Source organism: Curtobacterium sp. NPDC089689 (assembly GCF_044749145.1).
Classification (GTDB): Bacteria; Actinomycetota; Actinomycetes; order Actinomycetales; family Microbacteriaceae; genus Curtobacterium.
This window is the reverse complement of sequence record NZ_JBIVHJ010000001.1, coordinates 507,067-531,949: the sequence shown is the minus strand read 5'-3', so window position 1 is coordinate 531,949 and position 24,883 is coordinate 507,067. Positions and strand designations below refer to the sequence as shown.

Below are 24,883 nucleotides of genomic sequence, written 5' to 3'. Positions count from 1 at the left end.
TTCGCGGGACTGGCGGGCGTCGTCGACATGGTCCCCACGGTGCCCGGGCGGCCTGACCGGAACCGGGCCGGGCTGTACCCCGGTGTCCGGATACGGTGTCCCCCGATGTGGGGTGGAGGGGTCGCGGCGCGGGCCGGGCCGTGGCCGGGCCGGGTCGTGGCCGAGTCTCGTGCTGCCGGACACTTCTCGCGCTCCGGAACGCGAGACGTGTCCGCCTGCGCGAGACTCGGGGCGCGCCGCGCGAGACTCGGGGCGCGCCCACACGAGACTCGGGGCGCGCGGCCGCGAGCCACGCCGCGCCTCAGCGCACCGCGGCCCGCAGCGGCGCCGTCGCGAACTCGCGCATGCCCCGCTCGAAGTCGACCTCGGCGCGCCACCCGAGCTCCCGCCCGATGCGCTCCGACGACGCGGTCACGTGCCGGACGTCCCCGAGCCGGTACTCGCCGGTGACGATCGGCTGCGGCCCGTCCGGCCCGGCGATCGCGGCGGCCATCTCGCCGATGGTGTGCACGGTGCCCGAGCCGACGTTGTACGCCCGGAACGAGTCGTCCGGCAGGTCGGCCGTCGCTGCGATCGACGCCGCGTTCGCGCCCGCGACGTCGTCCACGTGCACGAAGTCCCGCCGCTGCCGGCCGTCCTCGAACACCCGGGGGGCTTCACCCCGCGCGAGCGCCGAGCGGAACAGGGACGCGACACCGGCGTACGGCGTGTTGGCGGGCATGCCCGGCCCGTAGACGTTGTGGTACCGGAGCGCGATCGCCCGGCCGCCGGTGGCCCGTGCCCACGAGGACGCCAGGTGCTCCTGCGCCACCTTCGTCTGCGCGTACACGTTGCGCGGGTCGAGCGCGGCGTCCTCGTCGATGAGGCCCGGCACGAGCGGCTCGCCGTCGGCACCGATCGGGTCGAAGCGTCCGGCGTCGAGGTCCTCGCGGCGGCGCGCCGGCGGCCGGGTCGGGTCGCCGGCAGCGGTCGCGTACGCCCCTTCGCCGTAGACGACCATCGAGCTCGCGACGACGAGCCGGCCGATGCCGTGCCGGTCCATCGCGGCGAGGACGTGCGCCGTCCCGGTGTCGTTCGAGGAGACGTAGTCGGGAGCGTCCTGGAAGTCGACGCCGAGCCCGACCTTCGCGGCCTGGTGGCAGACGACGTCGACCCCGTCGAGTGCGGCGTCGAGCACGGCGTCGTCACGGACGTCGCCGCGCACGAAGTCCACGCCCTCGGGCACGGTCGCGGGCCGGCCGGAGGCGCCCGAGCCGGACGCCGCACCCGAGCCGGACGCCGCGCCCGCGCCGGACGCCGCGCCCGCGCCGGGCGCCGCGCCCGCGCCCGCGCCGGCCGCCGCGCCGTCGTCGCCGTGCACGTCGGCCCGGAGCGAATCGAGCACCCGGACCTCGTACCCCTCGGCCAGCGCCCGCCGGACGATCGCGGAGCCGATGAACCCCGCGCCCCCGGTGACGAGCAGCCGGGTCACGCGGACGCCCCCGGCCCGTTCACCGGCAGCGCCAGGACCGACGCGCTCGCGGTCGTCGGCACGAGCTCACGCGGCGTGAAGTCCTCCGGGATCGCTGCGACGATCGACCCGATCGCCCGCACGATGACCTCGTTCGCCCGCTTGAGCCGCTCCATCACCGCCGCGTGCGTGACCGGCTCGTCGTCCGGCCCCGCCGCGAGCTCGAGGCCCGCGTCGGCGTCGGTCACGAACGACAGGTTCACCGTGCCGATGCCGAGCTCGGCCGCGAGCGGGACCTCCGGCGTCATCGTCATGTTGATCGTGTGGCCGCCGGCCTCGCGCATCCAGACCGACTCGGCACGGGTCGAGAACCGCGGGCCCTGGATCACGACGCACGTGCCGGTCGTCCGGTGCGGCACGCCGAGCGCGGCGACGGCCTCGACGGCGGCGCCCCGGAGCACCGGGTCGAAGGGGTCGGCGAACGACAGGTGCTGCACGTCGTCCTCGAAGAAGGTGTCCGCGCGGCCCCAGGTGCGGTCGATGAGCTGGTCGGTCACGACGAAGGTGCCGGGTGCGTAGTCCGGGTGCAGGCCACCGACGGCGCTCGACGAGACGATCGCCCGGACGCCGAGCGAGCGCAGGGCCCAGGTGTTCGCACGGTGGTTGATGCGGTGCGGTGCGACCGAGTGCGACCGGCCGTGCCGGGTGAGGAACGCCACGCGTCGGCCGGACATGGTGCCGATGCTGATCGGGCTGGAGGTCTCGCCGAACGGCGTCGCGACGGTCCGCTCCTCCGCCGTGCCCGGCTCGAACAGCTCGTACAGGCCCGATCCACCGATCACACCGATCGTCACGTCGTTCTCCACAGGTCCTCCGAATCGTCCTCGGCGCGGGTTGCGCGCTGGATACGCTACTGACGCTCCCTGACGGCGGTTCCGCCGGGCAGCTCACGTCCCCTTGCTCCGTCCACGACTTCGGAGGGCCCTGTGCGAACGATCGGTCGACACGCCGAAGCGGTGGCTGCGCTGCTCGCCCCGGTCACCGCGCAGCTCACGCCCGGCACGTCCGACCGTCCCTGCCTGGAGGCCCTGCGCACCGTCGACCTCGCCGCCGACGCCCGCGCCGGGGCACGCCGTCGGCTCGCGACACGCGTCGTCGCACCGGTCGCGCTCCCCGCGTTCGACAACAGCCAGATGGACGGCTTCGCCGTCCGCGCCGCCGACGCCGGCCGGGCCCTCACGGTCGCTGCTCCGATCCCCGCGGGCCGGGTCCCTGCCCCGCTCCCGCCCGGTGCCGCCGCGCCGATCATGACCGGCGCGCGGATCCCCGACGGGGCCGATGCCGTCTTCCCCGTCGAACGCACCGACGTCGGCGCGTTCCCCGCGGCGTTGACGCTCGACCGCGTCCACGTGCCCGACGACGTCACCGCGGGGGACTTCGTCCGCACCACCGGTTCCGACCTGCCCCGGGGCGGGGTCGTGGCCGAGGCCGGGGCGTTCGTCGCCCCGGCGCTCCTCGGTGCGCTCGCCGCAGCCGGCGTGGAACAGGTCGACGTCGTCCGGCCGGTCCGGGTGCTCGTCGTCAGCACCGGCTCCGAACTCGTCGGTGTCGACGTCCACGGTGCGGGCATCGGCGACGCGAACGGCGTGGCGCTGACCGCCGCGCTCGCCGAGGTCGGTGCCGAGGCCCGCACCGTCGTGGTCCCCGACGACGAGACCGCGTTCCTCGCGGGCGTCACCGAGGCCGTCGGCGACTGGGCTGACCTCGTCCTGACGACCGGTGGGATCAGCGCGGGTGCGTACGAGGTCGTGCGGCAGGCGCTCGAGCCGCGCGGGCTCGAGGTGACGCCGGTCGCGATGCAGCCCGGTGGCCCGCAGGCACTCGGCACGGTGACGTTCGGCCACCGAGCCGTCCCCGTGATCGCGTTCCCCGGCAACCCCGTCTCGGCGCTCGTCTCGTTCGAGGTGTTCCTCCGCCCCGTGCTCGCCCCGCTCGTCGGGCTGCCCGCCGACCGCCCCGTGCAGGTGCTGCCCGCAGCCGAGGCCGCCGTCTCGCCCGAGGCCAAGCACCAGGTCCGACGCGGCAGAGTGGAGGACGGCCGTGTCCACCTGGTCGGCGGCCCGAGCTCCCACCTCCTCGCGCACTACGCCGCCGCGACGCACCTCGTCCACGTCCCCGTCGGCACCGCCGCCGTCGAACCGGGTGACCCGCTCACCGTCTGGAGTCTGTAGATGACCGACCTCTCCCACGTCCGCGCCGACGGATCGGCCCACATGGTCGACGTCTCCGACAAGGACGTCACCGACCGCTCGGCCACCGCGACCGCGACCCTCGTGACCCGGCCCGACGTCGTCGCCCGGATCCTCGACGGCTCACTGCCCAAGGGCGAGGTCATCGGCACCGCGCGCATCGCCGCGATCATGGCGGTGAAGAAGACCTCCGACCTCGTCCCGCTCTGCCACCCGCTGCCGATCTCGGGGGTGCAGGTCGACATCACGGGCACCGACGACCGCGTCGTGGTCGAGGTGTCCGTCCGCACCACCTCGCGCACCGGCGTCGAGATGGAGGCTCTTACCGGCGCCAGCGTCGGCGCGCTCACGGTGTACGACATGGTCAAGGCCGTCGACCGAGCAGCGACCATCACCGACGTCCGGGTGCTCGAGAAGCACGGCGGCCGCTCGGGCGACTGGGATGCAGACCGATGACGTCCGAACCGACGAGGGGGCGAGCCGGCGTGCTCGTCGTCTCCACGCAGGCCGCGGCGGACCCCGCACTCGACCGCACCGGGCCCGTGATCGCCGCCTGGCTCCGCGAGCACGGCTTCACGGTGGCGGAACCGACGATAGTGCCCGACGGTGGTCCGATCGCGGAGACGATCACGGGCGAGGTCCTCGCCGGCGCCCGGGTCGTCATCACCACCGGCGGTACCGGTGTCACCCCCACCGACCGCACGCCCGAGGCCGTCGCACCCCTGCTCGACCTCGAACTCCCCGGGATCGTGGAGGAGATCCGGCGCCGGGGCCTCGCCGGGGCCGGACCGACCGCACTCCTCAGCCGCGGAGTCGCCGGGATCGCCGCCGGCGGAACGTTCATCGTCACGCTTCCGGGGTCCCGAGGCGGCGTGGCCGACGGGCTCGACGTCCTCGACGGGCTGCTCGACCACGTGCTCGCCCAGCTCCACGGTGACGGGCACGCCCCGCGGAGCGCCTCGTGACCGGGGCGCAGGCTTCCGGGCGGGTCCTGCTCGCGGACGTCGTCGACCGCGACGTGACCGTCGAGGAGACGAGCACCGCCGTGGCCTCCGACCGTGACGGCGCCGTCGTGACGTTCGCCGGGGTCGTCCGCGACCACGACGGCGGCAGGGGCGTCACCGCGCTCGACTACGAGGGGCACCCGACCGCGTCCGCCGTGCTCCGCGAGGTCGCCGAGACGATCGCAGCGGACCACCCCGGCGTCCGGATCGCCGTGCTGCACCGGGTCGGAGCCCTCGTGGTGGGGGACGTCGCGCTCGCCGCCGCCGTCGCCTCGCCGCACCGGGCGCAGGCCTTCGCTGCCTGTGCGGCCCTCATCGACCTCGTGAAGGAACGTACCCCGATCTGGAAGCACCAGCGCTTCCTCGACGGCTCCGACGAGTGGGTCGCCGCCCTCTGACGGATCCCCAGGCCACCTGGTTGGCTGGAGGCCGCGGCGAGCAGCGATGAGGGGCACGATGACCGACACCGTCGAACGGGCTGAGCAGCGGTGGGCAGCGGCCGAGGCCCGAGCGCTGGACGTGCTCGCGTTGCCGGCCCCACGCCGGTTCTCCGTCGCTCGCGCGACCGCGCTGCTCGTGCTCCCCGCGGCGCTCGTCCTCGTCGTCGGCCTCGTGTTCCCGCCCGACTCGACCGGCCGGTGGGCCATTGCGTGGACCGGCCTGGTCGCGTACACGGCCGTCCTCGTCGCGTCCCTGGTCCTGGCGGCGCGGGACCGCCGACGCGGCCGCGTGTCGCCCCCGGTGACGGACGTCCTGCTCCCGCGGGAGCAGGACGCGCTCCGCCGCGTGATCCGCGAGCGCGAGCGGGCACCCGAGGACCGGCTCGACGTCGTCCGCGCCACGGCGCTCCAGCGGGTCCGGACAGCGTCCACCGTGCTGCCCGCGGCGATCGTCACGATCGGCGCCGCCGCTGCGCTCGTCGCCGGTGACCTCTGGGCGCTGAACGCCGGATGGGCCGTGGTGGGGCTCGGGTCCGGGGCGATCTCGATCCGCTCGGCGTCCACGGCGCAGCGGTACCTCGCCCACGAGGCCGAGTGACCCACGCGCGACCGGTCGCACCCTGGCGACGAGCCTGTACGCCGTCGCAGGAGACCGTTGCCCGATCGCAACCGCGGCACGCGTTCGGGGCGTAGCCGGGCTCTCGGCCGGTCCATAGAATTCGACCTCATGAGCGTGCTGCTGTACGGGGCGGGGACCCTCCTGCTCGTCTTCGCCCTGATCGACATCCTGACGAAGACCGACGCCGAGATCCGCGGGCTGCCGAAGCTCGCCTGGGTCCTCATCTGCATCTTCGTCCCCGTCGTCGGCCCGATCGTGTGGTTCGCCGTCGGTCACGACTGGGCACCCGGCGAGCGGAACCACGGCCGCTACCTCGATCCGGTCCGCCACGAGGACCGGTACGCCACCCTCGGGGAGGCCCGGTCGGCCCACGGCGACAAACGCGTCAGCGGCACCGAACAGGAACTCGCCGACCTCGAGCGCGAGATCGAGTACTGGGAGGCGCAGGCGCGCCTGAAGCGCGCGAAGGAAGCAGCCGGCGAAGGCGACCCGACCCCGTCGAGCTGAGCCGCGCCTCCAGGCCGACCCTACGGATCGACCGCAACGCGATCGCGACCGCGCCCGCCGCGCGCCCCCGTACCCTTGTCGGGTGGCTCATCTCCTCGGCGCCGAGAACCTGCATCTCGAGTTCCCCACCCGTGTCGTCTTCGACAGCGTCACCCTCGGCATCGACGAGGGCGACCGCATCGGCGTGGTCGGCCGGAACGGCGACGGCAAGTCGACGCTCCTCGCGCTCCTCTCGAAGCGGATCGAGCCGGACGACGGCCGGGTCACACACCGCCGCGGTCTGACGGTCGGGTACCTCGACCAGCGCGACGTCCTGCCGGCGGGCGCGACCGTCGGCGCGACCGTCGTCGGCGACCGAGCCGAGCACGAGTGGGCCGGCGACCCGACGATCCGCGACATCATCGGCGGCCTCGTGTCGGACATCCCGTGGGAGGCGAACGTCGACGACCTCTCGGGAGGTCAGCGGCGACGCATCGCCCTCGCGAAGCTCCTCGTCGGCGACTGGGACGTGCTGTTCCTCGACGAGCCGACGAACCACCTCGACGTCGAGGGCATCCAGTGGCTCGCCGACCACATCAAGCGGCGGTGGTCCGCGAACCAGGGCGGTCTCGTCGTCGTGACACACGACCGGTGGTTCCTCGACGCCGTGTCGACCGACACGTGGGAGGTCCACGACGGCATCGTCGACCCCTTCGAGGGCGGCTACGCGGCGTACATCCTCCAGCGCGTCGAACGTGACCGGCAGGCGGCGGCGTCCGAGCAGCGCCGGCAGAACCTCGCCCGCAAGGAGCTCGCGTGGCTCCGTCGAGGCGCCCCCGCCCGGACCAGCAAGCCGAAGTTCCGCATCGACGCGGCGAACGCCCTCATCGACGACGTCCCGCCGATCCGCGACACCGTCGCGCTCTCGCAGATGGCGACCGCGCGCCTCGGCAAGGACGTCGTCGACCTGCTCGACGCCGGTGTCACGTTCGGCGACGACGTCATCCTCCGGGACGTCGAGTGGCGGATCGCGCCGGGGGAGCGGACCGGCATCCTCGGGCCGAACGGCGCGGGCAAGTCGACGCTGCTCAACCTGGTGTCCGGCAAGCTCCAGCCCACCACGGGCCGCGTGAAGACCGGCAAGACCGTCCAGGTCGCGGTGCTCGACCAGCAGCTCGCCGACCTGCAGCAGTTCGCGGACGACCGTGTCCGCGAGGTCGTCGCCCGCAAGAAGACGAGTTACGTCGCAGACGGCAAGGAGATGACGCCGTCGCAGCTGCTCGAGCGCCTCGGCTTCACCTCCGCGCAGCTCTCGACACCGGTCAAGGACCTCAGCGGTGGGCAGAAGCGACGGCTCCAGCTCATGCTCATCCTGCTCGACGAACCGAACGTGCTCATCCTCGACGAGCCCACGAACGACCTCGACACGGACATGCTCGCCGCGATGGAGGACCTGCTCGACACCTGGCCGGGCACGCTCCTCGTGGTCTCGCACGACCGCTACCTGCTCGAACGCGTCACCGACCAGCAGTACGCCGTGCTCGGCGGGCACCTCCGGCACCTCCCCGGCGGGGTCGACGAGTACATGCGGCTGCGTGCGTCGGGCTCGGTTCCCGCGACCGCGTCGGCGGCTGCCGCCGCTGCTGCCGGGAGGCCCGACACGGCAGGTGGGACCGGCTCGGCCGGCAGCGTGGCCGGGCCGGCGGGCGGGGCCGGGGCCGGAGGCGCTGCTGCTGCGTCCGGCATGCCGGCCGCTGCGGCCGCGGCCGCCGCTCCAGCGCTCTCGGGTGCGGAGCGTCGGGCGGCGGAGAAGGAGATGTCGGCGCTCGACCGACGGATCGCCCGTGTCGGCGCCGACCGGCAGGAGGTCCTCGACGCGTTCGCGGCGCACGACCAGTCCGACTACGCGGGCCTCGGTGCGCTGCAGGCGAAGCTCGGGGCGCTCGAGGCCGAGGTCGAGTCGCTCGAGGAGCGCTGGCTCGAGGTCGCGGAGCAGCTCGGGGTGTAGTCGTCCGGGCTACGCGTCGTCGATGAGGAACGACGAGCCGCAGCCGATGGCCGGCCCCGAGTTCCCGTCACCCACGCCGATGGCGAAGGACTGGTCGAGCGTGGCCGTGTGCGTCGTCCAGAGCGGTCCGGCCGACGTGGCGGTGAACCCGTCGACGCGTCCGACGCTCGCGCCCGGGTGCACGACCAGGCGCCCGACGAGGTCGAGCCTGCCGTGCGCCGGAACGGTCCAGCCCGCACCGATCGCCACCGTCCGGCCGAACTCGTGCGGCATCACCGGAGCGTCCGTGACCCACAGCCCGGCTGGTGTTCCGTCGTCGTGCACGACCACCTGCAGCGGTGTCACGTCGGCCCCCTCGACACTGACCGGACCGACGTCGGCGACGTGGACGCTCCGCCCGGTCGGGTTCTCGAACTCGACCATGAACCATGCGGCAGCGGTGGTCGTGCCGTCTGGGTACGACCCGCACGCGATGCCCCGACCGGGTGTCACGGAGAGGGTGTTCCCCGGCGCCGTGACGATGCCCAGCCCGATGGCGAGCACCACCGCCCCGACCGCACTCGCCCCGACCACTGCCCGCCCGATGTCCACCACGCAACCGTAGGGCAGCGGGCGCGGTGGAGCGTTCCCCCGTTCGGGCCTCGCGAGCCAGCCCGTCGCTACGCGGCAGGCGACGCATCCGCCGGGTCGCCGCCGCCCGGGTTCGCCACGACCTCCCAGAGGTGGCCGTCCGGGTCCTGGAAGAAGCCGGAGTACATGCCCCACGGACGTGTGTACGGCGCCGCGAGCATCGTCGCGCCCGCGGCCCGCGCACGGTCGAGGAACGCGTCTGTATCGGACTGCGAGCCGACGAAGTGCCCGATGGTCGAGGTCGGACCGTGCGGGAGTTCGACGCCGGAGTCGAGCGCCATGTCCTCGCGGGCGTACACGCTCACGATCAGACCGTCGTCGAGCGTGAACATCGCCGTCGTCCCGCCCGCTTGCGAGTCCGTTCGCGGGTACTCGGTGCCGATGACGCCGCTGCCCTCGATGCCGAGCAGGTCGCGGTAGAACGCGGCCGAACGCTCGACGTCCGCCACAGCCAGGGTGATCGCGTGCATGGCCGCAGGCTAGTCCGGCCGGTCGCGCCCGGTTGCTCTCAGTCGCCCAGGCCGAGGATCAGCCGTCGCAGCAGGGCGGACAGCTGCGCCTGCTCCGGCCCGGACACCTCGTCGAGGATCCCGCGTTCGGCGTCGAGCAGGTCGGCGATCGCGGCGTCCACCGCCTGCCGTCCGGACACCGTCAGCGCCACGAGGATCCCGCGCCCGTCGCGCGGGTCCGTCCGGCGGCTCACCAAACCCCTCGCCGCCAACCGGTCGACGCGGTTCGTCATCGTGCCGCTCGACACCAGCGTCTGCTGCAGCAGGGTCTTCGGGCTCAGCTCGTACGGCTCGCCCGCCCGCCGGAGCGCCGACAGGACGTCGAACTCCCACGGCTCGACCCCGCTCGCGTCGAACGCTGCGCGGCGTGCCCGGTCGAGGTGTCGCGCCAACCGGTCCACCCGCGAGAACACCTCGAGCGGAGCGAAGTCGAGGTCGTCACGCTCCCGGCCCCACGCCGCGACGATCCGGTCGACCTCGTCCTCCTGCGGCATCCCCCCATCTTGGCCGAACCGGGAGCGCACGGCCACCGACCGGGGCATGGGAGGATGGTCGGGCACTCGGTGGGCTCCACCCCGCCGGGTGTGTTCCGCCTTGGTGTAACGGCAGCACGACGGCCTTTGGTGCCGTTAGGTCCGGGTTCGAATCCTGGAGGCGGAGCGGGGACGAGTTCCCCCCCTCCCGCCCTGAGGAGCAGATCAGTAGACGAGCCACTGCTGCCCCGACTGCGCACTCTTGGGGTGATGGGTGGCGCCTGTGTCAGGAACATGCCAGACACAGGACAGTGGCGAGCCCGCCCTGGCAACATCGCGCGTCGGCAGCGGCCGACGCGCATCGCTTCCCAGCCGTCCGGTAGTGACGCGGAAGGACCCTGTCGTCGCTCTCGCACCCGTCCGTATGACGTCCCGCTGACGCAATCCGAAACGGACCACTCATCTGCGACACCTCAACGAAGTCAGTTGCGCGCACGCCCTCCGCGCGCCAGTTCACTCGCTTCACGACCGCCTATTGAGACGGGTCGACTGTTCGTTGCCCTCGACTCTTACCGGGTGTAGTTCATGCTCATAATGCTTCGGACTTCGTCGAGGGTTGTGTCTGCGATGGTGTTCGCGCGTTCGATCCCGGCTTGCAGCACGTCTGTGACTGTGGACCTGTCTTGGGCGAGTTCTGCTCGTCGACGTCGGTGTGTAGTGAAGCGGTCGTTGACGGCGTCTGTCGTTACGCGTTTCAGCTCGGCGGCACCCTTCGAGCCGATGCGCTCAGCGATGATCTCGGGAGTCGTGCCAGCGCAGAGCGCTGCCGTTGTGAGGAGTGCTGCGACGCCCGGGCGGCCTTCCGGATCGAAGGTGATGTGCCGCTCACTGTCGGTCGTCGCGCGGCGGATGACCGCAGCGGTTTCGTCCTCGGTCATGCCGAGTGCGATCGCGTTGCCGTAGCTCTTGGACATCTTCCGGCCATCCACGCCTGGCACCTCGGGTGCGGCGGTGATGAGCGGTTCCGGTTCTGGAAACAGGTCGCCGTAGCGGTCATTGAAGCGGCGGGCGACGGTCCTGGTCAGTTCGACGTGGGGCAGGTTGTCCTTCCCGACCGGAACGAGGTTGCCCTTGCAGAAGAGGATGTCCGCTGCTTGGTGGACTGGGTAGGTCAGCATCAGGCCGCTGAGCGCGCGTCCCGATGCAGCGAGCTCGGCCTTGACCGTGGGGTTTCGGTGGAGTTCGGCTTCGGTGACGAGGCTGAGGAACGGCAGGAGGAGCTGGTTGAGCGCCGGCACGGACGAGTGGGTGAAGATCGTCGTCGATGTCGGGTCGAGGCCGGCGGCGAGGTAGTCGAGCACCGCGTCATGGACGTTCGTGGCCACGTTCTCAGCGGTGTCGCGGTCCGTGATGACTTGGTAGTCCGCCAGGACGAGGAACGTTTCGACGCCTTGACCCTGCAGCGTGACCCGTTCAAGGATCGTGCCGAAGTAATGGCCGAGGTGGAGCCGGCCCGTTGGTCGTTCTCCGGTGAGGACGCGGAATTGGTCGGGGTGTGCTGCGATGCGGGCATCGAGCGCTGCCATGCGGTCTTGCGTTGCAGTGAAGGTGTCCACCGGTGTTGCCCTTTCGAAAGAGAGAAGGGCTGCGCGGCGGTGTCGTGGTTTGCGAGCTGCCGTGCAGCCCGCGACCATGCGTTAAGAGGCTGCTAGTGCAGCCACCACCACGAGGAACGAAGCGAACGCATGGGCACAGGGTAGCGGGTCGGCCCCCGTCCGGTGAAGTACCGGCTATCGGACACGGACAGCAGCGCTCGTGCAGTCTCTCGATCCGGGGTCGTGCTGGGACGCATGATGCGACCAGCCTGCTGGCGAAGCGACGCGGCTGGGGGATTCCTTGGTGGGTTGCCGCCATGGTGTGCGTGGAGGTGATCCTGTGGTGCTGATCGTGGTTGCTGTGGCCGTCGTGCTGCTCCTGGTGGTCGTCGGGGCCGCCGGGGCTGCGCTGCTGGCGGTCGCGTCCGAAGCGAGGAGGAAGGTCTCTTGGACGACTAGGTCCTTCTCCCCTGCTTGAGGGTTCGTGATCCGCGTTCACGCGGGTGTGCCGAGGCGGTAGCCGATGCCGCGGATGGTGCTGATGAGGTCGCGGTCGGTTTTCCGGCGGATGTAGTGGACGTAGGTGTCGACGGTGCCGAGCTGCTCGCCGTTGTCGAACACTGCGGAGAGCAGGTGTTGTCGGGTGAAGGCGCGGGATGGTTCGCCGGCGAGGAGCCGGAGCAGGGCGGTCTCCTTCTCGGTCAGCATGACCCGGCCGGTGTAGGGGGAGGTGATGCTGTGGTCGTCGGGGTGGAATGCCCACCCGCCGATCTCGATGGTGGCGCCAGTGCCGGTGTAGTCGCGGGTGAGGGCGCGGAGCCGTGCGGTGAGCTCGTCGAAGTCGAAGGGTTTGACCAGGTAGTCGTTCGCGCCGGCGTCGAGCCCGGAGACGCGGTCGTGGACTTCACCGAGTGCGGTGAGCATGAGCACAGGGGTGCTGACGCGCCGCTGCCGAAGGGTCGCGACCACCGTGGTGCCATCGATCCCGGGCAGCCGGCGATCGATCACCATGACGTCGAAGTACTCCTTCGCAGCCGTTTCGAGCGCGGATTCTCCGTCCACGCAGAGCGTGACGGTCCACTGCTCGTCGAGCTCGTCGGCGACGAGTGGACCGAGCCTGGGGTCGTCCTCGATGAGGAGGAGTCGGGGCATCATGCGCGGTCCTTCCGGTCGTGTTCCGAGCCGCTGTCCGGAGCGGTCGGTAGGTAGAGCGCGAAGATCGTTCCGCTGCTGTCCGTGCGTTCGATGACTGCGTCGCCGCCAGCTCGGACGGCGATGTCGCGGACCAGAGCCAGGCCGATGCCGTACCCGGTGCGGGTGCTCGTTGCTATCGCGTCGGCGGGTGCGCCGTGGGCGAAGCGGTCGAAGACTCGAGTTGGTTCGATGCCGACAACACCGGGACCGTCGTCCGCAACGCGGATCGTCACCCGGGTCGCGGTGGTCGTCGCGGTGATCCGGACGTGCCCACCCTGTGGGGTGTGACCGATCGCGTTGTCGGTCAGCGCGACCAGGCATCGGCGCAGCTGCGTCTCCGATACCCCCGCACGGGCGTCGATCGGTTCAACGTCGAGCGTCACACCTCGCTCCGCGGCGAGGACGTTCATGTCGCGGTGCACCGAGTCCATCGCGGCCCGGAGGTCGGCGCTCCCGTCGGGGTCGGCGGTGCCGGCGGCGGCTTCAAGGAGGTCGTTGACGATGTTGATCAGGATCTGGGTGTCTTCGCGCAGATCGTCGACGACGGGACGCCGTCGGTCTTCGTCCGGGGTCATCCGTTGCAGCCGTTGCACGCGGGCGTTGAGCACCGTCAGCGGGGTGCGGAGTTCGTGGCTGGCGTCGGCGACGAAGGTGCGTTGCATGCGTGCTGCTTCGGCGATCGGCCGGACTGCGCGGCGGGCGATGAGCCACGCGGCGATGCCGGCGAGGATGATCGCAAGACCACCGACGCCGATGACCGCGACGCTGAGGTCGATGGTGTCGAGGTAGATGTGGATGTCGGTCGGGCCGGGTTGTTCGTGGAGCTGGTTCGGGGTCAGCTGCCACAGCACGTAGGCGACGACGAGGACAATGATCGCGATCACCAGCGCCGCCGAGACGACCGCAACACGCAGTGCGATCCCGATCACGGACCGGCGGTACGCCAACCGGTCCGGATCGGTCTCCACACCAGACCGGAACGACCAGCGTGCCAGTCCGTCCGCGATCGCTGACCGCCATCCAGCAGACATGTGGCCCCTTCCGTACTGGTGACGCCGGAACGCGAGGGGGGAAGCGTTCCGGCGTCACCGCGTCGGCTCGATCCTGCCTCACTCAGAGCAGCACCGGCCCCCCCAGCCTCAGCGACACCAGCCAAGGAACAGCCAAGAAACGTCGAACGGGCGGCCGGTCCAATTCTTGGTGGAGTCTTGCGCGCCGTTTTCTACCGTCGGAGCATCGCCGACCCCGCACATCGCGGTACGGCCCATCCTGACGAGGAGAACGCTATGTCCCACTCGCCCGCAGCGCCTGCGCCGACCCGGACCCGCTCGAACAAGGTGCCCGACCCGACCGCGTCGTTCTGGATCATCAAGGTCCTCGCAACCACGGTCGGTGAGACCGCCGCTGACCTCCTCAGTGACACCGTCGGACTCGGACTGCCGCTGACGACGCTGATCATGGCGGTCGCGTTGGCGGTGTTCCTGGTCCTGCAGTTCCGGTCCCGCAGCTACCGGCCGCCGGTGTACTGGATCACCGTGGTCCTGATCAGCATCGTCGGGACCTGCGTCACCGACAACCTCACCGACGGACTGGGCGTCCCCCTCGCCGTCAGCACCACCGTGTTCGGCGTCGCGCTCCTGGCGGTGTTCGCGATCTGGTACCGGACCGAGGGGACCCTCTCGATCCACAGCATCGACACGCTCCGCCGGGAAGCGTTCTACTGGCTGGCGATCCTGTTCACCTTCGCCCTCGGCACCGCCGCCGGCGACCTCATCGCGGAACAGACCGGCCTGGGGTACTTCCCGTCACTGCTCCTCTTCGCCGGTGCCATCGCCCTGACCGCCGCCGTCTGGTTCATCGGCCGACGCGGCCCGGTGCTCTGCTTCTGGATCGCGTACATCCTCACCCGCCCCCTCGGCGCGTCCACCGGCGACCTGCTGTCCGCGTCAACGAAGGACGGCGGCCTGGGTGTCGGGACGATCACGACGAGCATTGTGTTCTTCGTCATCATCGCCGCGATCATCAGCTACCTCGTGATCCGCATCCGCCGCGACGAACCCGCGCAGCGCAGCCGACTCACTGTCTGACCCGTCCACTGGTCCCACCGCCGACTTGAACGCCGGTGGCACCAGGCCCTCCGCTCGTGAAAGGCCCTCGTGCTCCACGCCGTTCCGCTCGCCGTGAGCCTGTTCGACGCAGCATCCGTCCTGCACGCCTTCGGCCCCTACGTCCTCGCCGGGATCGCGCTGCTGATCTTCATCGAGTCCGGAGTGCTGTTCCCGTTCCTGCCCGGCGACTCCCTCCTGGTCACCGCCGCGATCATCAGCAGCACCCTCGGCGTGACTCCGTGGCAGGTCGCCGTCGTGGCGTCCATCGCAGCGGTCGCCGGGGACCAGGTCGGTTACTGGATCGGGAAACGCTACGGCCGGCGCCTGTTCAAGGACGGCGCCCGCATCCTCACCACCGCCCGCCTCGATGAAGCAGAAGCGTTCTTCACGAAGTGGGGCGGCCTCAGCCTGGTCCTCGGCAGGTTCGTCCCGATCGTCCGGACCTACGTGCCGCTCGCGGCCGGGACCGCGCAGATGCACTACCGGCGGTTCCTGCTGTTCAATCTCATCGGCGCCATCTCCTGGGCCTGCGGCCTGACAGCAGTGGGGGTCCTGCTCGGAGGCATCCCGCTCGTCGCCCACAACATCGACGCACTCATGATCGTGATCGTCGTCGTGTCGGTCCTGCCGATCGTCATCGGCGCCCTGCGCCGCCGTCACGTCGCCCGGAAGCGCACGTCACCGGCGGCACGACCCGCGGAGCGGACGGTGGGGGACCGGTGACGGGTGGGACCGGAACGGTGAACCGTGTCCCGGGACCGACCGCGTCGTTCTGGCTGATCAAGGTGCTCACGACCGGGATGGGTGAGGCGCTCTCCGACTTCCTGGTCACCCGCCTCGACCCCGTCCCCACGGTCCTGGTCACTGCGGCCGTGTTCGCCGTCGTGCTCGTGGCGCAGCTCCGCGCCGACCGGTACCGGCCGTGGCTGTACTGGGGTGCTGTGTCGATGGTCGGGGTGTTCGGCACGATGGTCGCCGACGTCACCCACGTCGCACTCGGCGTTCCGTACGCGGTGTCCACCCCGGTCTTCTTCGCCGCCCTGGTCGTCGTCTTCGTCCTGTGGCGACGGGTCGAGGGCACCGTCGACGTGCACACGATCACCAGCACCCGGCGGCAGCTGTTCTACTGGGCCGCCGTGATTGCCACGTTCGCGATGGGCACCGCGGCTGGTGACCTCGCCGCGAGCACGTTCCACCTCGGCTACCTCGGTGGCGGCCTCGTCTTCGTCGCCGCGATGATCATCGTCGTCCTCGCACGCCTGACGGCGCTGCTCGGACCGGTCACGGCGTTCTGGGCCGCCTACGTCCTCACCCGCCCGGTCGGCGCATCCTTCGCCGACTTCGTCGCGGTCCCGCACGCCCGAGGCGGCCTCGACGTCGGCACCGGCCTCGTCAGCGCGGTCCTCGTCATCGCCATCGCTTTCGCCGTGGCCGTGCAGGAGAAGGTACGGCGAATCCCTTCCACAGAAGCAGCCTCGAGCGTCCGCTGACCCACCGGCTACCGGACGGTGTGGAGGACTTCGAGCCTCATCGAGTGCTTCGACGCCCGATAGCGTGCGAGTGCGACGGTGGCTTCCGCCATGTTGCCGAACCGCGTGTGCCTGTGTTGCTGGACGTGGTCGGCTGCCGATGTCTCGGGTACTGCCTGCCGGTGGACGCTTATGGAGATGTGTGCGGTGTCTCGCACGAACGCCATCGGCGGCGCCACGCCGTCGTGCAGGTCCGCCGCGGTCTCGCGCATCTGTCGCCGGATCGGTACCAGCGTGTCGTCGTCGAAGCCCTGCACGAACACGCCGGAAGGCGAGCCGCCAGGCCCGACCAGCCGAACGTTGACGTGCAGCAGATCGCGGACGCGCTCGACCGCGTCGACGTAATGCTCGATCGTTGTTCGCGGGATCTCGTCGCGATAGGGCTCCAGGCTCGTGACTGTCAGGTGCAGGTCAGCGGCGTTGTAGACGTGGTGCGTCCCGCCGTAGAGGCTGCCGAGTTCAGCGGCGGCTGCGCTCACCGATGCAGCAAGGTCCGCGGGTGGAAGCAGGACGAGGCTGAGGCCCCAGCGCGGGTCACCGTCGACCGGAGCGTGATCGACGCGGAGGGTGCCCTCATACAGAGAACGGCGCGCTTCGTCCCAGAGAACGTCGTACTTCCCACCGGTTGCCACCTCATGAAGCTATCGGCCCGTCGCGACGAGAAGGATCGGAACCGATAGCCGATCGGCTAAAGGACAGCCTCCAACATCTTTGAGGACTGTGTGCGGCACCTTCCAGAGGAAGATCGCATCCGGCACCATGGGCCCATGGCTGTCGATCCCCGAGAGACGATGTCGCTGCGTGACTGACTCTGACCAGTCTCACGAGAGCTGGGAACAGCGTGTGACGCGAATGGCTGAAACGACAGATGGATGGTCGGTTCGGACGAACGATGCGCCTTCGATCGTGCCGGACAGCGCGCTTGGAGGCGACGACCGCCCTGGCTTGAACGTCTCCGGCATCGCGCGGTACGCCATCGTCGTCGCAGTGGAGTATCTCGAGTTCACGTTCTCTGCGATGCGAGCGACGGGCACCTTGTACCCGATTGCGCAGATGACTGCGCTGCGAACTGCCCTCCTGACAGGCCGTGTTCGAGCGGACACCTGCAGGCTTGAACGGACATCGGGTCGCCGTGTGGTGGCCGGACGGGAACGGTCATGACGTGTCCGGCCGGGTCGGTTCTGCCTAGTGACGTGTCGGCTGGTCGTGGGACGCTGAAGTCATGACGACCATGGTGTCTCTGGCGCGGGACGTGGCTACCCGTGCGCACGAGGGGCAGACCGACAAGGTCGGCCGACCGTACATTGAGCATCCCGCTGCGGTCGCGGCCCGGCTGACCACTCCGGATGAGCAGGTCGTCGGATGGCTGCATGATGTCGTCGAGGACACAGACATGACCCTCGCTGAGCTTCGGGTGATGGGGTTCACGACAGAGCAGGTACTCGCGGTTGACGCGATGACGAAGAGGCGCGGGGAACCGCTGACCGACTCGATGGCGCGGGTCATGGCTGACACGCTCGCCCCACGGGTGAAGCGCGCCGATGTCAGCCACAACGCCGACCCCGCCCGACTCGCGCTGGTGTCCGACTACGCAACCCGCACCAGGCTGCAAGCGAAATACGAACGGACCGCCGTCCTGCTCGGGACGACCTTGGACGACATCCTCGCCGAGTTCGGAGTCCAGCCGTGACTGACGACGAGTGGCTGCAACCGCCGGTCATCCGTCCTGCTCGCGGGGACGACACGTTCATCGGGGTGCCGGCAACGGTGGCGGACTTCTGGCAATTCGCGCTCGGGGACCTGCGGATGAACAACGCCCGCGGCTACTTGGCGGAGTTCCTCGTCGCGAAAGCCCTCGGCATGACTGAGGTGCACCGGGTGGAGTGGGACGCGTACGACCTCCTCCTCGATGACCGAATCAGGGTGGAGGTTAAGTCGTCCGCGTACCTTCAAGCGTGGGAGCAACCGCGGCTATCCCGCATCGAGTTCCGCGGCTTGCGCGGCACCCGATATCACCCGCGTCATGGTGATGACCCGGCCGGGAAGCAACTCAACGCGCACGTGTACGTGTTCTGCGTGCAGATGGCGACGACTCACGCTGAGTACCAGCCGCTCGACATGTCGCAGTGGGACTTCTACGTCGCGGCGAAAAGCACCCTCGAGAACGCCGGTGTCGGACACAGCCTTGGCCTGGCAACTGTCACCCGCATCGCCACCAAGGCAGGCGTGTCCAACCTCCGCGATGTCGTGGTCGATGCCGCGGACGGGGAGCAGGTCAACGACGCACCGTGGTGGTCCTGATCACGCACCGTGATCGCTGCCAAATGTTGACGGCTCTTTGCGATTTGTTGACGATGGAACCGTGGTCAAGCTGCGACCGATCAGGGGCCCGCAGCTGACCGCCGGGTGGGGACCCGGCCTCACAACCGGCGCGGCCCCACCCGCCTCTCACCTTCAAGACGCCGTACCGCTTCGAGAAGTGGATAGTGTCCGCGACGCGCGCCGTTGCGCATTCGCGTTCGTTCGGTAGCCGATCCCCATCCGAGACAACGGCAGGGCGCCGCCCGGTCGAGCGCACGACCGTTCACTGAGACGGTCTCCCCCTTTCCCGCACCCAGCGTTCTTCGTAGAGCCCGGTCCCTGAATCGATCTGTCGATCTCCTTGGCGCTCGAAGCCGTGCTTGGCGTAGAAGCGCTGAGCCCGCTTGTTGAACGAAAACACGAGGAGGTGAGCATCCTCTTCGTTGAGCGCAGCATTCAGGAGGCTTGAGGCAACTCCCGTGCCCTGGGCCTCTCGATCTACGTACAACGTCGACAGCTCCAAGCTCGGCAAGCTGCTCGAGTCACCGGAACTGCGGCTCGTGCTCGCGACACCGATGACTTGTTCCTCGGGTGACTCCGCAACGAACACGCGTCGACTGCCGGTGCCGATGCGCTCTGTCCAGTGATCCGTCGCTGGACGGAGGGACCGGGCATCCAAGAAGGAGTCTGGGACGATGCCACGGTAGGTCTGCTCCCACGTCAGCGTCTGGAACAGCCCGACCCTTTCGGCGTCATCGACACGTGCCCGCCGGATGCTCACCACCAGACCATCCTGGAGTACACCGCCGCGGCATCACAACGTCTCACTCGCCGATCGGCTACCGGTCGTCTGAGCCGGTGAGCGCCCGGGGTCAGTGGAGCGTGGCCTTCCATGCCGCGAGCCAGGGGATGACGTCGCGCAAGTCCTCTGTGTCAACGGCAGCGGACGCGGCCGCCCGCGCCGCGGCGCTGGCGTTCAGAGCAAGCGATGCCGGCAGGGCCTCGAACAGGGGGAGGTCGGACCGACTATCACCGATGGCACAGCAGTGATTGATCGAGACACCGCGCCCCGCCGCTAACCGGAGAGCGCGATCGCGCTTGTCGTACTCATCGAAGTGCTCCGCCACGGTGCCGTCATAGTCAGTCCCGACGACGTGCACTCGCGGGCCGCCGTTTGCGGTGAGCCCGTGACGTTTCGCGATCGCTTCCGCAACGGGTTGCCAAGCCAGAGACGCAAGGACCGGCTCGACATCGTGCTCGACGCACCAGGCAACGACCTCGTCGATCCCGGCGATCAGTGGAAGCTCCTCGAGCCACGAGGCAACGGTCGGCGTTGGAGTTCCGCGCCATCCCTCGGCGTCGATGATGCTGACTTCCTCGTTCGTCAGCTCACCCTCGGCGTAGCGCTGCTCAGCGGCGTCGAGCGCACGTGCATGTCCAAAGCGCTTGGCGAGGAAGCTGCTGCTCGACATGGATGGGATTAACGTGCCATCGATATCGAAGAAGACGATCCCCCGCGTACTCATGCTCGGATCGTAGTCAGGGGAACACCGCTTCCGCCGTCCCGATAGCCGATCGGTTTCGAGACGACCCGAAGCTGACGCAGTAGAGCGATCCTCGCGGCATGAACGCTCTACTCATCGGGTGCGCCCGCGTCTCAACCTACGAACAAGATCTGACCGCTCAACGCGTCGCTCTCGAACGGCTCGGAGTCCTTCCGTCCAACATCCACACCGACCACGGCTTGACCGGCACGAATCGGTCACGGCCCGGTCTGCGCGAAGCGCTCGCTTCCTGCCGTGACGGCGACACCCTGGTGATCGCGAAGCTGGACCGGTTGGCCAGGAGCCTTCGCGATGCGAAGGACATCGTCGACGAACTGACCGCCAAGAACGTCAAGCTCAACATCGGTGGTTCCGTCCATGATCCGAACGACCCCGTCGGCCGGCTGCTGTTCAACGTCCTCGCGATGGTGGCCGAGTTTGAATCTGATCTCATCCGGGCCCGGACGCGCGAAGGGATGCAGATCGCTGAGGCAAAGGGTCATCTCCGTGGGCGGCAGCCCAAGCCCAGCACCGCGCAGCAGCGGCACCTCCTCGAAGTGCACGAAGCCGGCACGCACTCGGTCGCCGAGCTCGCCGAACTCTTTGGTGTTGGACGAGCAACCGTCTACCGATGTATCGACCGCCAAGGTCACCACGGCCGTTGACCGGGCGATCCGCTCTCGGGCCCACGTGCCTGGGAGCGGATCGGCCAGGGGCACGTCAGCGACGAAGGAGAGGAATGTCGACGACGACGATGAGCGCGATGAGCGCGACGAGCGCAACGACGAGTCACACCGGCACGAACTGCCGTGGCACGGCTGGTCGAGCCGGGCACCGAGGCGGCCTGCCAGCGGGCCGTCCTGGCCATGCACACAACCTGCGGGCCCGCGGTGCCGGTCGGCCCGGATCCGGACTGCTGCGGCGACGATCCGGCGACGTTCTCCGAGCCCGAGCCCGAGCCCGAGTCCGAGCCGCATCGCCTCGTCAGGGACTCGGCGGCAGTGGACCCGGTACGTACAGCTGCCCGCCGGTCACGACGAGCGCCGCCGCGGCACCGAGGCCGACAGCGAGGAGGAGCGCGACGAGTGCCAGGCCCGCCCCGAGCCACCTTGGCCGGACCGGTCGCGTCACGCCGCCGAGGACGACCGCGCCCGCCACCACCGCGACGACCGACGGCGCGAGCATCAGCGTCAGCGAAGGCCCCTGGGTGGCGCCGCCCGCTGTCCCTCGGGTCGCCTCCTCGGACACACCCCACACCCAGAGCAGTGCGGCGCCGACCACGGGGACCCCCAGGGCGGCCAGGCCCCACAGGAGCGCGTGCCGCTTCGGAGACATCAGGCGTCCGCCGACCCGACGTCCGCCGCCAGCAGGGCCGCCGCTGCCCGCAACGCCCCCACCTCCTCGCGCACGAGCGGCCCGAGCGCCGCTCCCGCCCCCGCGACCGTCCACCGCTCGAACCCGTCCCAGTACCCCCGCACGGCCGTCCCGGCGAGCACCGTCGCACGGTGCGCGGGCACACCGCGCTCCTGCAGTGCCGCCGCGAACGCCTCGGTGATGACGTACCGCTTGTAGACGTACCGCTCCCGGAGTGCCTCGTGCGCCACCGTCAGCGCCGTGATGGCCGCGCCGATCGCCTGTTGCTCGGGCACGTGCGCGGCCACGAGGGCGTCGAGCACGTCGTCGACCACGTCCACGTCCGTGCGGTCGGCAGGGGCGTCCCGCACGACGCGCGAGACGGTCTCGACCGTGGCCGCCTGCCCCTGGAAGAGGATCTCCCGCTTGTCGAGGAACTGCCGGAAGAGCGTCGCCTTCGTGAGCCCGGCCCGCTCGGCGATCTGCGCAGCGGTCGTGTCGTCGTAGCCCTGCTCGGCGAACAGGTCGAGCGCCGCACGCAGGAGTCGTCCGCGGGGATCGGGTTGCCATCGTGCCACCGGCTCATGCTATCCGATGCGACTCGGTCTCATCGGGTGTACCGTGACGATACCAAGTCTCATCACAAGGAGTCAGCACATGCAGGTCTTCATCACGGGAGCGTCCGGCTGGATCGGCAGCGCCCTCACCCGCGACCTCGTCGGTCAGGGCCACGAGGTCACGGGGCTCGCCCGCTCCGACGCCTCCGCCGAGCGCATCCGGTCGGCGGGTGCCCGTCCGGTCCGGGGCGACGTGTCCGACCACGCCCTGATCGTCGAGCAGGCCCGGCGTGCGGACGCGACGGCCCACCTGGCGTTCACGCTCGACTTCGACGCCTTCGACGAGACGATCGACAACGAGGTCGCCATGCTCGCCACCCTCGCCGATGCACTCGCGGACAGCGGCAAGGCCTTCTTCGCCGCGTCCGGCACACCGACGAACCCGACCGGGGTCGCCACGGAGGACGACGCGCTCGACCCCGACGGTCCCGCCGGGGCACGGTCGCGGACCGCCACAGCCGTCCTCGCGCTCGCGGACCGCGGCATCCGGTCCGGACTCGTCCGGATGCCGCGGACGGTGCACGGCGCGGGGGACCGCAACGGCCTCATCGCCTCGCTCGTGCAGCTCGACCGGCAGCTCGGCGTCGCCGCGTTCGTCGGTGACGGCGCGAACCGGTGGCCGGCCGTCCACGTCGAGGACGCGGCGCGACTCTTCCGGCTCGCCCTCGAGTCAGCGCCGCCGCGGTCGGTGCTGCACGCCGTCGCCGAGGAGGGGGTGCCGATGCGCGCCGTCGCCGAGTCCGTCAGCCGGCAGACCGGCCTGCCCGCGCAAGCGGTCGACCCCGCGACGCTCGGCGTCTTCGGCGCGCTCCTCGGCGGCGACCAGCCGGCATCGAGCGCGCGCACGCGCGCGCTCCTCGGCTGGGAGCCGACGGGCCCGACGCTCCTCGAGGACCTGGACGCCGGGTACTACACGACGTCGGCCGACTGACCGACGCGGGTGCGGGGGCACAGCCTGGAGGCCCGGATCACCGCAGCAGGTCTGCGTGCGGTGATCCGGGCCTCCCGGCCGGCAGCGCCGCGCGGGGGCCCCGGCGCGGGGCGCGGGGTCCGGCGCCACGAGGGGGGGGTCCCCCCCGGGCGGGGCCCCCCCCCGGGGGGGGGGGGGGGGCCCCCGGGGGGCCCCCCCCCCCCCCCCCCGCGGGGGGGGGGGGGGCCCCCGGGCCCTCCCGTCCGTCAGCGCCGCTCGGCGGCCGCTGCGCGGAGCTCGTGCTCCGGCTCGACGATGGTGCGGACCGCCTCGGTCGAGATGCGCTCGGTCGGTGCCGACGCTGCCGGGGCGGCGCCGTGGTCGTCCGCGGACATCGTGCGCTCGTCGAAGGGCGCCGCGCCGGACAGCACCCGCTCGACCTGCTGCTTGTCGATCTGCCGGGTCCAGGTGCCCACGAGCACGGTGGCGACGGCGTTGCCGGTGAAGTTCGTCAGCGCGCGTGCCTCGGACATGAACCGGTCGATGCCGACGATGAGCCCGACGCCGTTCACGAGGTCCGGCCGGTGCGCCTGCAGGCCGCCCGCGAGCGTCGCGAGTCCGGCGCCGGTGACGCCGGCGGCACCCTTCGAGGCGATGATCATGAAGACCAGGAGCGAGATCTGCTCCGGGATGTTCAGCGGGGTGCCGAGCGCGTTCGCGATGAAGAGCGACGACATGGTCAGGTAGATCGCGGTGCCGTCGAGGTTGAACGAGTACCCGGTCGGGACCGTCACGCCGACGACCGGCTTCGAGACGCCGAGGTGCTCCATCTTCGCGATGAGGCGCGGCAGGCTGACCTCGCTCGACGACGTCGAGACGATGAGCAGGTACTCGCGGCCGAGGTACTTCATGAGCCGGAAGATGTTCACGCCGGTGACGATGCGGAGCAGGACGCCGAGCACCCCGACGACGAACACGATGCACGTGGTGTAGAAGGCGACCATGAGCGTGCCGAGGGCCACGAGTGCAGCGACGCCGGTCGCGCCGACGACCGCGGCGATCGCACCGAAGGCGCCGACCGGGGCGACCCACATCACCATCGCGAGGATGCGGAACACGAGTGCCTGCAGGTGCCGGATGCCGGTCAGGATCGGCGCCCCCTTCTCGCCCATGGCCTGCAGGGCGAAGCCGACGAGCAGCGCGACGAACAGTGTCTGCAGGATGCTGCCGCTCGTGAGCGAGGACACCAGGGTGGCGGGGATGATGCCGAGCAGGAAGCCCGACGTCGACGACGCGCTCTCCTCCGAGCCGGCCGGCAGCTCGTACGTCGCCTTCGACATGTCGAGGTGGTCGCCCGGGTGGATGAGGTTGCCGACGACGAGGCCGATCGCGAGCGCGAACGTGGACATCGCGACGAAGTAGCCGAGGGCGAGCCCGCCGACCTTGCCGACCGTCGCGGCCTTGGCGATGGACCCCACACCGAGGACGATCGTGCAGAAGATCACCGGCGCGATCATCATCTTGATGAGGGCGATGAAGCCGTCGCCGATCGGCTTGAGGCCGACCGCGAACGCCGGGGCCGCGAGGCCGACCACGATGCCGGCGACCACCGCCGCGATGACGGCGATGTACAGCCAGTGCGAGCGGTCCAGGCCGCGACGCCGCGTGGGGCGCGTGCTGGACGGGTGCGTCGATGCCATGAGACTTCCTTGTCGTCGGGACCGGTGCGTCGTCGCGCCGGTCGGCTCGTCCTCTCGGGAGTGGGGACACCCTCGCCCTTCCGGACAGCGCACGTCGACTTGTGTTCATTGCGTTCACGGCCGTGCTGCGCGATCGGCCCGCGGTGCGCGAGGATGGGTCTTCC

General features: G+C 70.5%; 28 protein-coding genes and 1 tRNA gene. 15 read left to right on the top strand and 14 right to left on the bottom strand.

The annotated features are described in order from the left end of the window. Window positions 1-301: 301 nt before the first annotated feature. Together ACIPYW_RS02510 and ACIPYW_RS02505 are read right to left on the bottom strand one after the other, a co-directional pair. Entirely contained in the window at window positions 302-1,471 is a 1,170-nt protein-coding gene (locus ACIPYW_RS02510) for an NAD-dependent epimerase/dehydratase family protein (RefSeq protein WP_400410459.1), read from the bottom strand. After that, window positions 1,468-2,316: an MTAP family purine nucleoside phosphorylase gene (locus tag ACIPYW_RS02505; RefSeq protein WP_400410457.1), complete on the bottom strand. Its 849-nt coding sequence runs from the start codon at window positions 2,314-2,316 to the stop codon at window positions 1,468-1,470. The genes ACIPYW_RS02510 and ACIPYW_RS02505 overlap by 4 nt, the downstream gene beginning before the upstream one ends. 120 nt (window positions 2,317-2,436) lie before the next feature. Here ACIPYW_RS02505 and glp point away from each other — a divergent pair, with 120 nt between their 5' ends. The 7 genes from glp (at window position 2,437) to ACIPYW_RS02470 (ending at window position 8,256) form a co-directional block, all read left to right on the top strand. Beyond that, window positions 2,437-3,681, top strand: coding sequence for a gephyrin-like molybdotransferase Glp (gene glp / locus ACIPYW_RS02500; protein ID WP_400410455.1), 1,245 nt, complete (start codon window positions 2,437-2,439; stop codon window positions 3,679-3,681). After that, window positions 3,682-4,155 carry a cyclic pyranopterin monophosphate synthase MoaC gene (gene moaC / locus ACIPYW_RS02495; RefSeq protein WP_400410453.1) on the top strand — a complete coding sequence of 158 codons (474 nt, stop codon included), beginning with the start codon at window positions 3,682-3,684 and terminating at the stop codon, window positions 4,153-4,155. Further along, window positions 4,152-4,664, top strand: coding sequence for a molybdenum cofactor biosynthesis protein B (locus ACIPYW_RS02490; RefSeq protein ID WP_400410451.1), 513 nt, complete (start codon window positions 4,152-4,154; stop codon window positions 4,662-4,664). Before moaC ends, ACIPYW_RS02490 begins: the two co-directional genes overlap by 4 nt. Beyond that, on the top strand, window positions 4,661-5,101 hold the full coding sequence (locus tag ACIPYW_RS02485; RefSeq protein WP_400410449.1) for a molybdenum cofactor biosynthesis protein MoaE: 441 nt from the start codon (window positions 4,661-4,663) through the stop codon (window positions 5,099-5,101). The genes ACIPYW_RS02490 and ACIPYW_RS02485 overlap by 4 nt, the downstream gene beginning before the upstream one ends. Before the next feature lie 58 nt (window positions 5,102-5,159). After that, the gene (locus ACIPYW_RS02480) at window positions 5,160-5,741 is read left to right on the top strand and encodes a hypothetical protein (RefSeq protein WP_400410447.1); all 582 of its coding nucleotides are present in this window, start codon (window positions 5,160-5,162) and stop codon (window positions 5,739-5,741) included. A 129-nt stretch (window positions 5,742-5,870) separates the two neighbouring features. Then, window positions 5,871-6,269: a PLD nuclease N-terminal domain-containing protein gene (locus tag ACIPYW_RS02475; RefSeq protein WP_290132741.1), complete on the top strand. Its 399-nt coding sequence runs from the start codon at window positions 5,871-5,873 to the stop codon at window positions 6,267-6,269. An 82-nt stretch (window positions 6,270-6,351) separates the two neighbouring features. Further along, window positions 6,352-8,256 carry an ABC-F family ATP-binding cassette domain-containing protein gene (locus ACIPYW_RS02470; RefSeq protein WP_400410445.1) on the top strand — a complete coding sequence of 635 codons (1,905 nt, stop codon included), beginning with the start codon at window positions 6,352-6,354 and terminating at the stop codon, window positions 8,254-8,256. 9 nt (window positions 8,257-8,265) lie between these two features. On the opposite strand, the gene ACIPYW_RS02465 is transcribed toward ACIPYW_RS02470, so the two are convergent. The 3 genes from ACIPYW_RS02465 to ACIPYW_RS02455 all read right to left on the bottom strand — a co-directional run bounded on the left by ACIPYW_RS02465 (window position 8,266) and on the right by ACIPYW_RS02455 (window position 9,889). After that, on the bottom strand, window positions 8,266-8,847 hold the full coding sequence (locus ACIPYW_RS02465) for a hypothetical protein (protein WP_400410443.1): 582 nt from the start codon (window positions 8,845-8,847) through the stop codon (window positions 8,266-8,268). A 68-nt stretch (window positions 8,848-8,915) separates the two neighbouring features. Then, window positions 8,916-9,356: a VOC family protein gene (locus ACIPYW_RS02460; protein ID WP_400410441.1), complete on the bottom strand. Its 441-nt coding sequence runs from the start codon at window positions 9,354-9,356 to the stop codon at window positions 8,916-8,918. A gap of 38 nt (window positions 9,357-9,394) precedes the next feature. Continuing rightward, window positions 9,395-9,889: a MarR family winged helix-turn-helix transcriptional regulator gene (locus tag ACIPYW_RS02455; protein ID WP_400410439.1), complete on the bottom strand. Its 495-nt coding sequence runs from the start codon at window positions 9,887-9,889 to the stop codon at window positions 9,395-9,397. Window positions 9,890-9,983: 94 nt separating this feature from the next. On the opposite strand from ACIPYW_RS02455, the gene ACIPYW_RS02450 reads away from it, so the two are divergent. Then, window positions 9,984-10,055, top strand: a tRNA-Gln gene (locus tag ACIPYW_RS02450). A gap of 382 nt (window positions 10,056-10,437) precedes the next feature. On the opposite strand, the gene trpS is transcribed toward ACIPYW_RS02450, so the two are convergent. From trpS to ACIPYW_RS02435, 3 genes are all read right to left on the bottom strand, one after another. Continuing rightward, on the bottom strand, window positions 10,438-11,454 hold the full coding sequence (gene trpS / locus ACIPYW_RS02445; protein WP_400412495.1) for a tryptophan--tRNA ligase: 1,017 nt from the start codon (window positions 11,452-11,454) through the stop codon (window positions 10,438-10,440). A gap of 504 nt (window positions 11,455-11,958) precedes the next feature. Further along, window positions 11,959-12,618, bottom strand: a complete 660-nt coding sequence (locus tag ACIPYW_RS02440) for a response regulator transcription factor (RefSeq protein ID WP_400410437.1) — start codon at window positions 12,616-12,618, stop codon at window positions 11,959-11,961. Next, window positions 12,615-13,586, bottom strand: a complete 972-nt coding sequence (locus tag ACIPYW_RS02435) for a sensor histidine kinase (RefSeq protein WP_400410435.1) — start codon at window positions 13,584-13,586, stop codon at window positions 12,615-12,617. Before ACIPYW_RS02435 ends, ACIPYW_RS02440 begins: the two co-directional genes overlap by 4 nt. A gap of 357 nt (window positions 13,587-13,943) precedes the next feature. Here ACIPYW_RS02435 and ACIPYW_RS02430 point away from each other — a divergent pair, with 357 nt between their 5' ends. From ACIPYW_RS02430 to ACIPYW_RS02420, 3 genes are all read left to right on the top strand, one after another. Continuing rightward, on the top strand, window positions 13,944-14,744 hold the full coding sequence (locus ACIPYW_RS02430) for a hypothetical protein (RefSeq protein WP_400410433.1): 801 nt from the start codon (window positions 13,944-13,946) through the stop codon (window positions 14,742-14,744). 93 nt (window positions 14,745-14,837) lie between these two features. After that, window positions 14,838-15,488, top strand: coding sequence for a DedA family protein (locus tag ACIPYW_RS02425; protein ID WP_400410431.1), 651 nt, complete (start codon window positions 14,838-14,840; stop codon window positions 15,486-15,488). Between the two features lie 17 nt (window positions 15,489-15,505). Beyond that, window positions 15,506-16,255: a hypothetical protein gene (locus ACIPYW_RS02420; protein WP_400410429.1), complete on the top strand. Its 750-nt coding sequence runs from the start codon at window positions 15,506-15,508 to the stop codon at window positions 16,253-16,255. Between the two features lie 8 nt (window positions 16,256-16,263). Here ACIPYW_RS02420 and ACIPYW_RS02415 read toward each other — a convergent pair whose 3' ends face one another. After that, window positions 16,264-16,926, bottom strand: a complete 663-nt coding sequence (locus ACIPYW_RS02415; protein WP_400410427.1) for a hypothetical protein — start codon at window positions 16,924-16,926, stop codon at window positions 16,264-16,266. A 590-nt stretch (window positions 16,927-17,516) separates the two neighbouring features. Here ACIPYW_RS02415 and ACIPYW_RS02410 point away from each other — a divergent pair. Next, window positions 17,517-17,984 carry a phosphohydrolase gene (locus tag ACIPYW_RS02410; RefSeq protein WP_400410426.1) on the top strand — a complete coding sequence of 156 codons (468 nt, stop codon included), beginning with the start codon at window positions 17,517-17,519 and terminating at the stop codon, window positions 17,982-17,984. Beyond that, window positions 17,981-18,595, top strand: coding sequence for a hypothetical protein (locus ACIPYW_RS02405; protein ID WP_400410424.1), 615 nt, complete (start codon window positions 17,981-17,983; stop codon window positions 18,593-18,595). Before ACIPYW_RS02410 ends, ACIPYW_RS02405 begins: the two co-directional genes overlap by 4 nt. Window positions 18,596-18,878: 283 nt before the next feature. Here the strand turns inward: ACIPYW_RS02405 and ACIPYW_RS02400 are convergent, their stop codons facing one another. Both ACIPYW_RS02400 and ACIPYW_RS02395 read right to left on the bottom strand, forming a co-directional pair. Next, window positions 18,879-19,379 (bottom strand): GNAT family N-acetyltransferase, encoded by a 501-nt coding sequence (locus tag ACIPYW_RS02400; RefSeq protein ID WP_400410423.1) that lies wholly within the window; start codon window positions 19,377-19,379, stop codon window positions 18,879-18,881. A gap of 88 nt (window positions 19,380-19,467) precedes the next feature. Continuing rightward, the gene (locus tag ACIPYW_RS02395; RefSeq protein WP_400410421.1) at window positions 19,468-20,121 is read right to left on the bottom strand and encodes an HAD family hydrolase; all 654 of its coding nucleotides are present in this window, start codon (window positions 20,119-20,121) and stop codon (window positions 19,468-19,470) included. A gap of 98 nt (window positions 20,122-20,219) precedes the next feature. Here ACIPYW_RS02395 and ACIPYW_RS02390 point away from each other — a divergent pair, with 98 nt between their 5' ends. Next, window positions 20,220-20,804, top strand: a complete 585-nt coding sequence (locus tag ACIPYW_RS02390; RefSeq protein WP_400410419.1) for a recombinase family protein — start codon at window positions 20,220-20,222, stop codon at window positions 20,802-20,804. 319 nt (window positions 20,805-21,123) lie between these two features. On the opposite strand, the gene ACIPYW_RS02385 is transcribed toward ACIPYW_RS02390, so the two are convergent. Continuing rightward, entirely contained in the window at window positions 21,124-21,474 is a 351-nt protein-coding gene (locus ACIPYW_RS02385) for a hypothetical protein (RefSeq protein WP_400410417.1), read from the bottom strand. Beyond that, window positions 21,474-22,070: a TetR/AcrR family transcriptional regulator gene (locus tag ACIPYW_RS02380; protein WP_400410416.1), complete on the bottom strand. Its 597-nt coding sequence runs from the start codon at window positions 22,068-22,070 to the stop codon at window positions 21,474-21,476. The genes ACIPYW_RS02385 and ACIPYW_RS02380 overlap by 1 nt, the downstream gene beginning before the upstream one ends. A 79-nt stretch (window positions 22,071-22,149) precedes the next feature. Here ACIPYW_RS02380 and ACIPYW_RS02375 point away from each other — a divergent pair, with 79 nt between their 5' ends. Next, window positions 22,150-23,040: an SDR family oxidoreductase gene (locus tag ACIPYW_RS02375; RefSeq protein ID WP_400410414.1), complete on the top strand. Its 891-nt coding sequence runs from the start codon at window positions 22,150-22,152 to the stop codon at window positions 23,038-23,040. A 245-nt stretch (window positions 23,041-23,285) separates the two neighbouring features. On the opposite strand, the gene ACIPYW_RS02370 is transcribed toward ACIPYW_RS02375, so the two are convergent. Continuing rightward, entirely contained in the window at window positions 23,286-24,719 is a 1,434-nt protein-coding gene (locus tag ACIPYW_RS02370; RefSeq protein ID WP_400410412.1) for a cation:dicarboxylate symporter family transporter, read from the bottom strand. Window positions 24,720-24,883 lie beyond the last annotated feature (164 nt).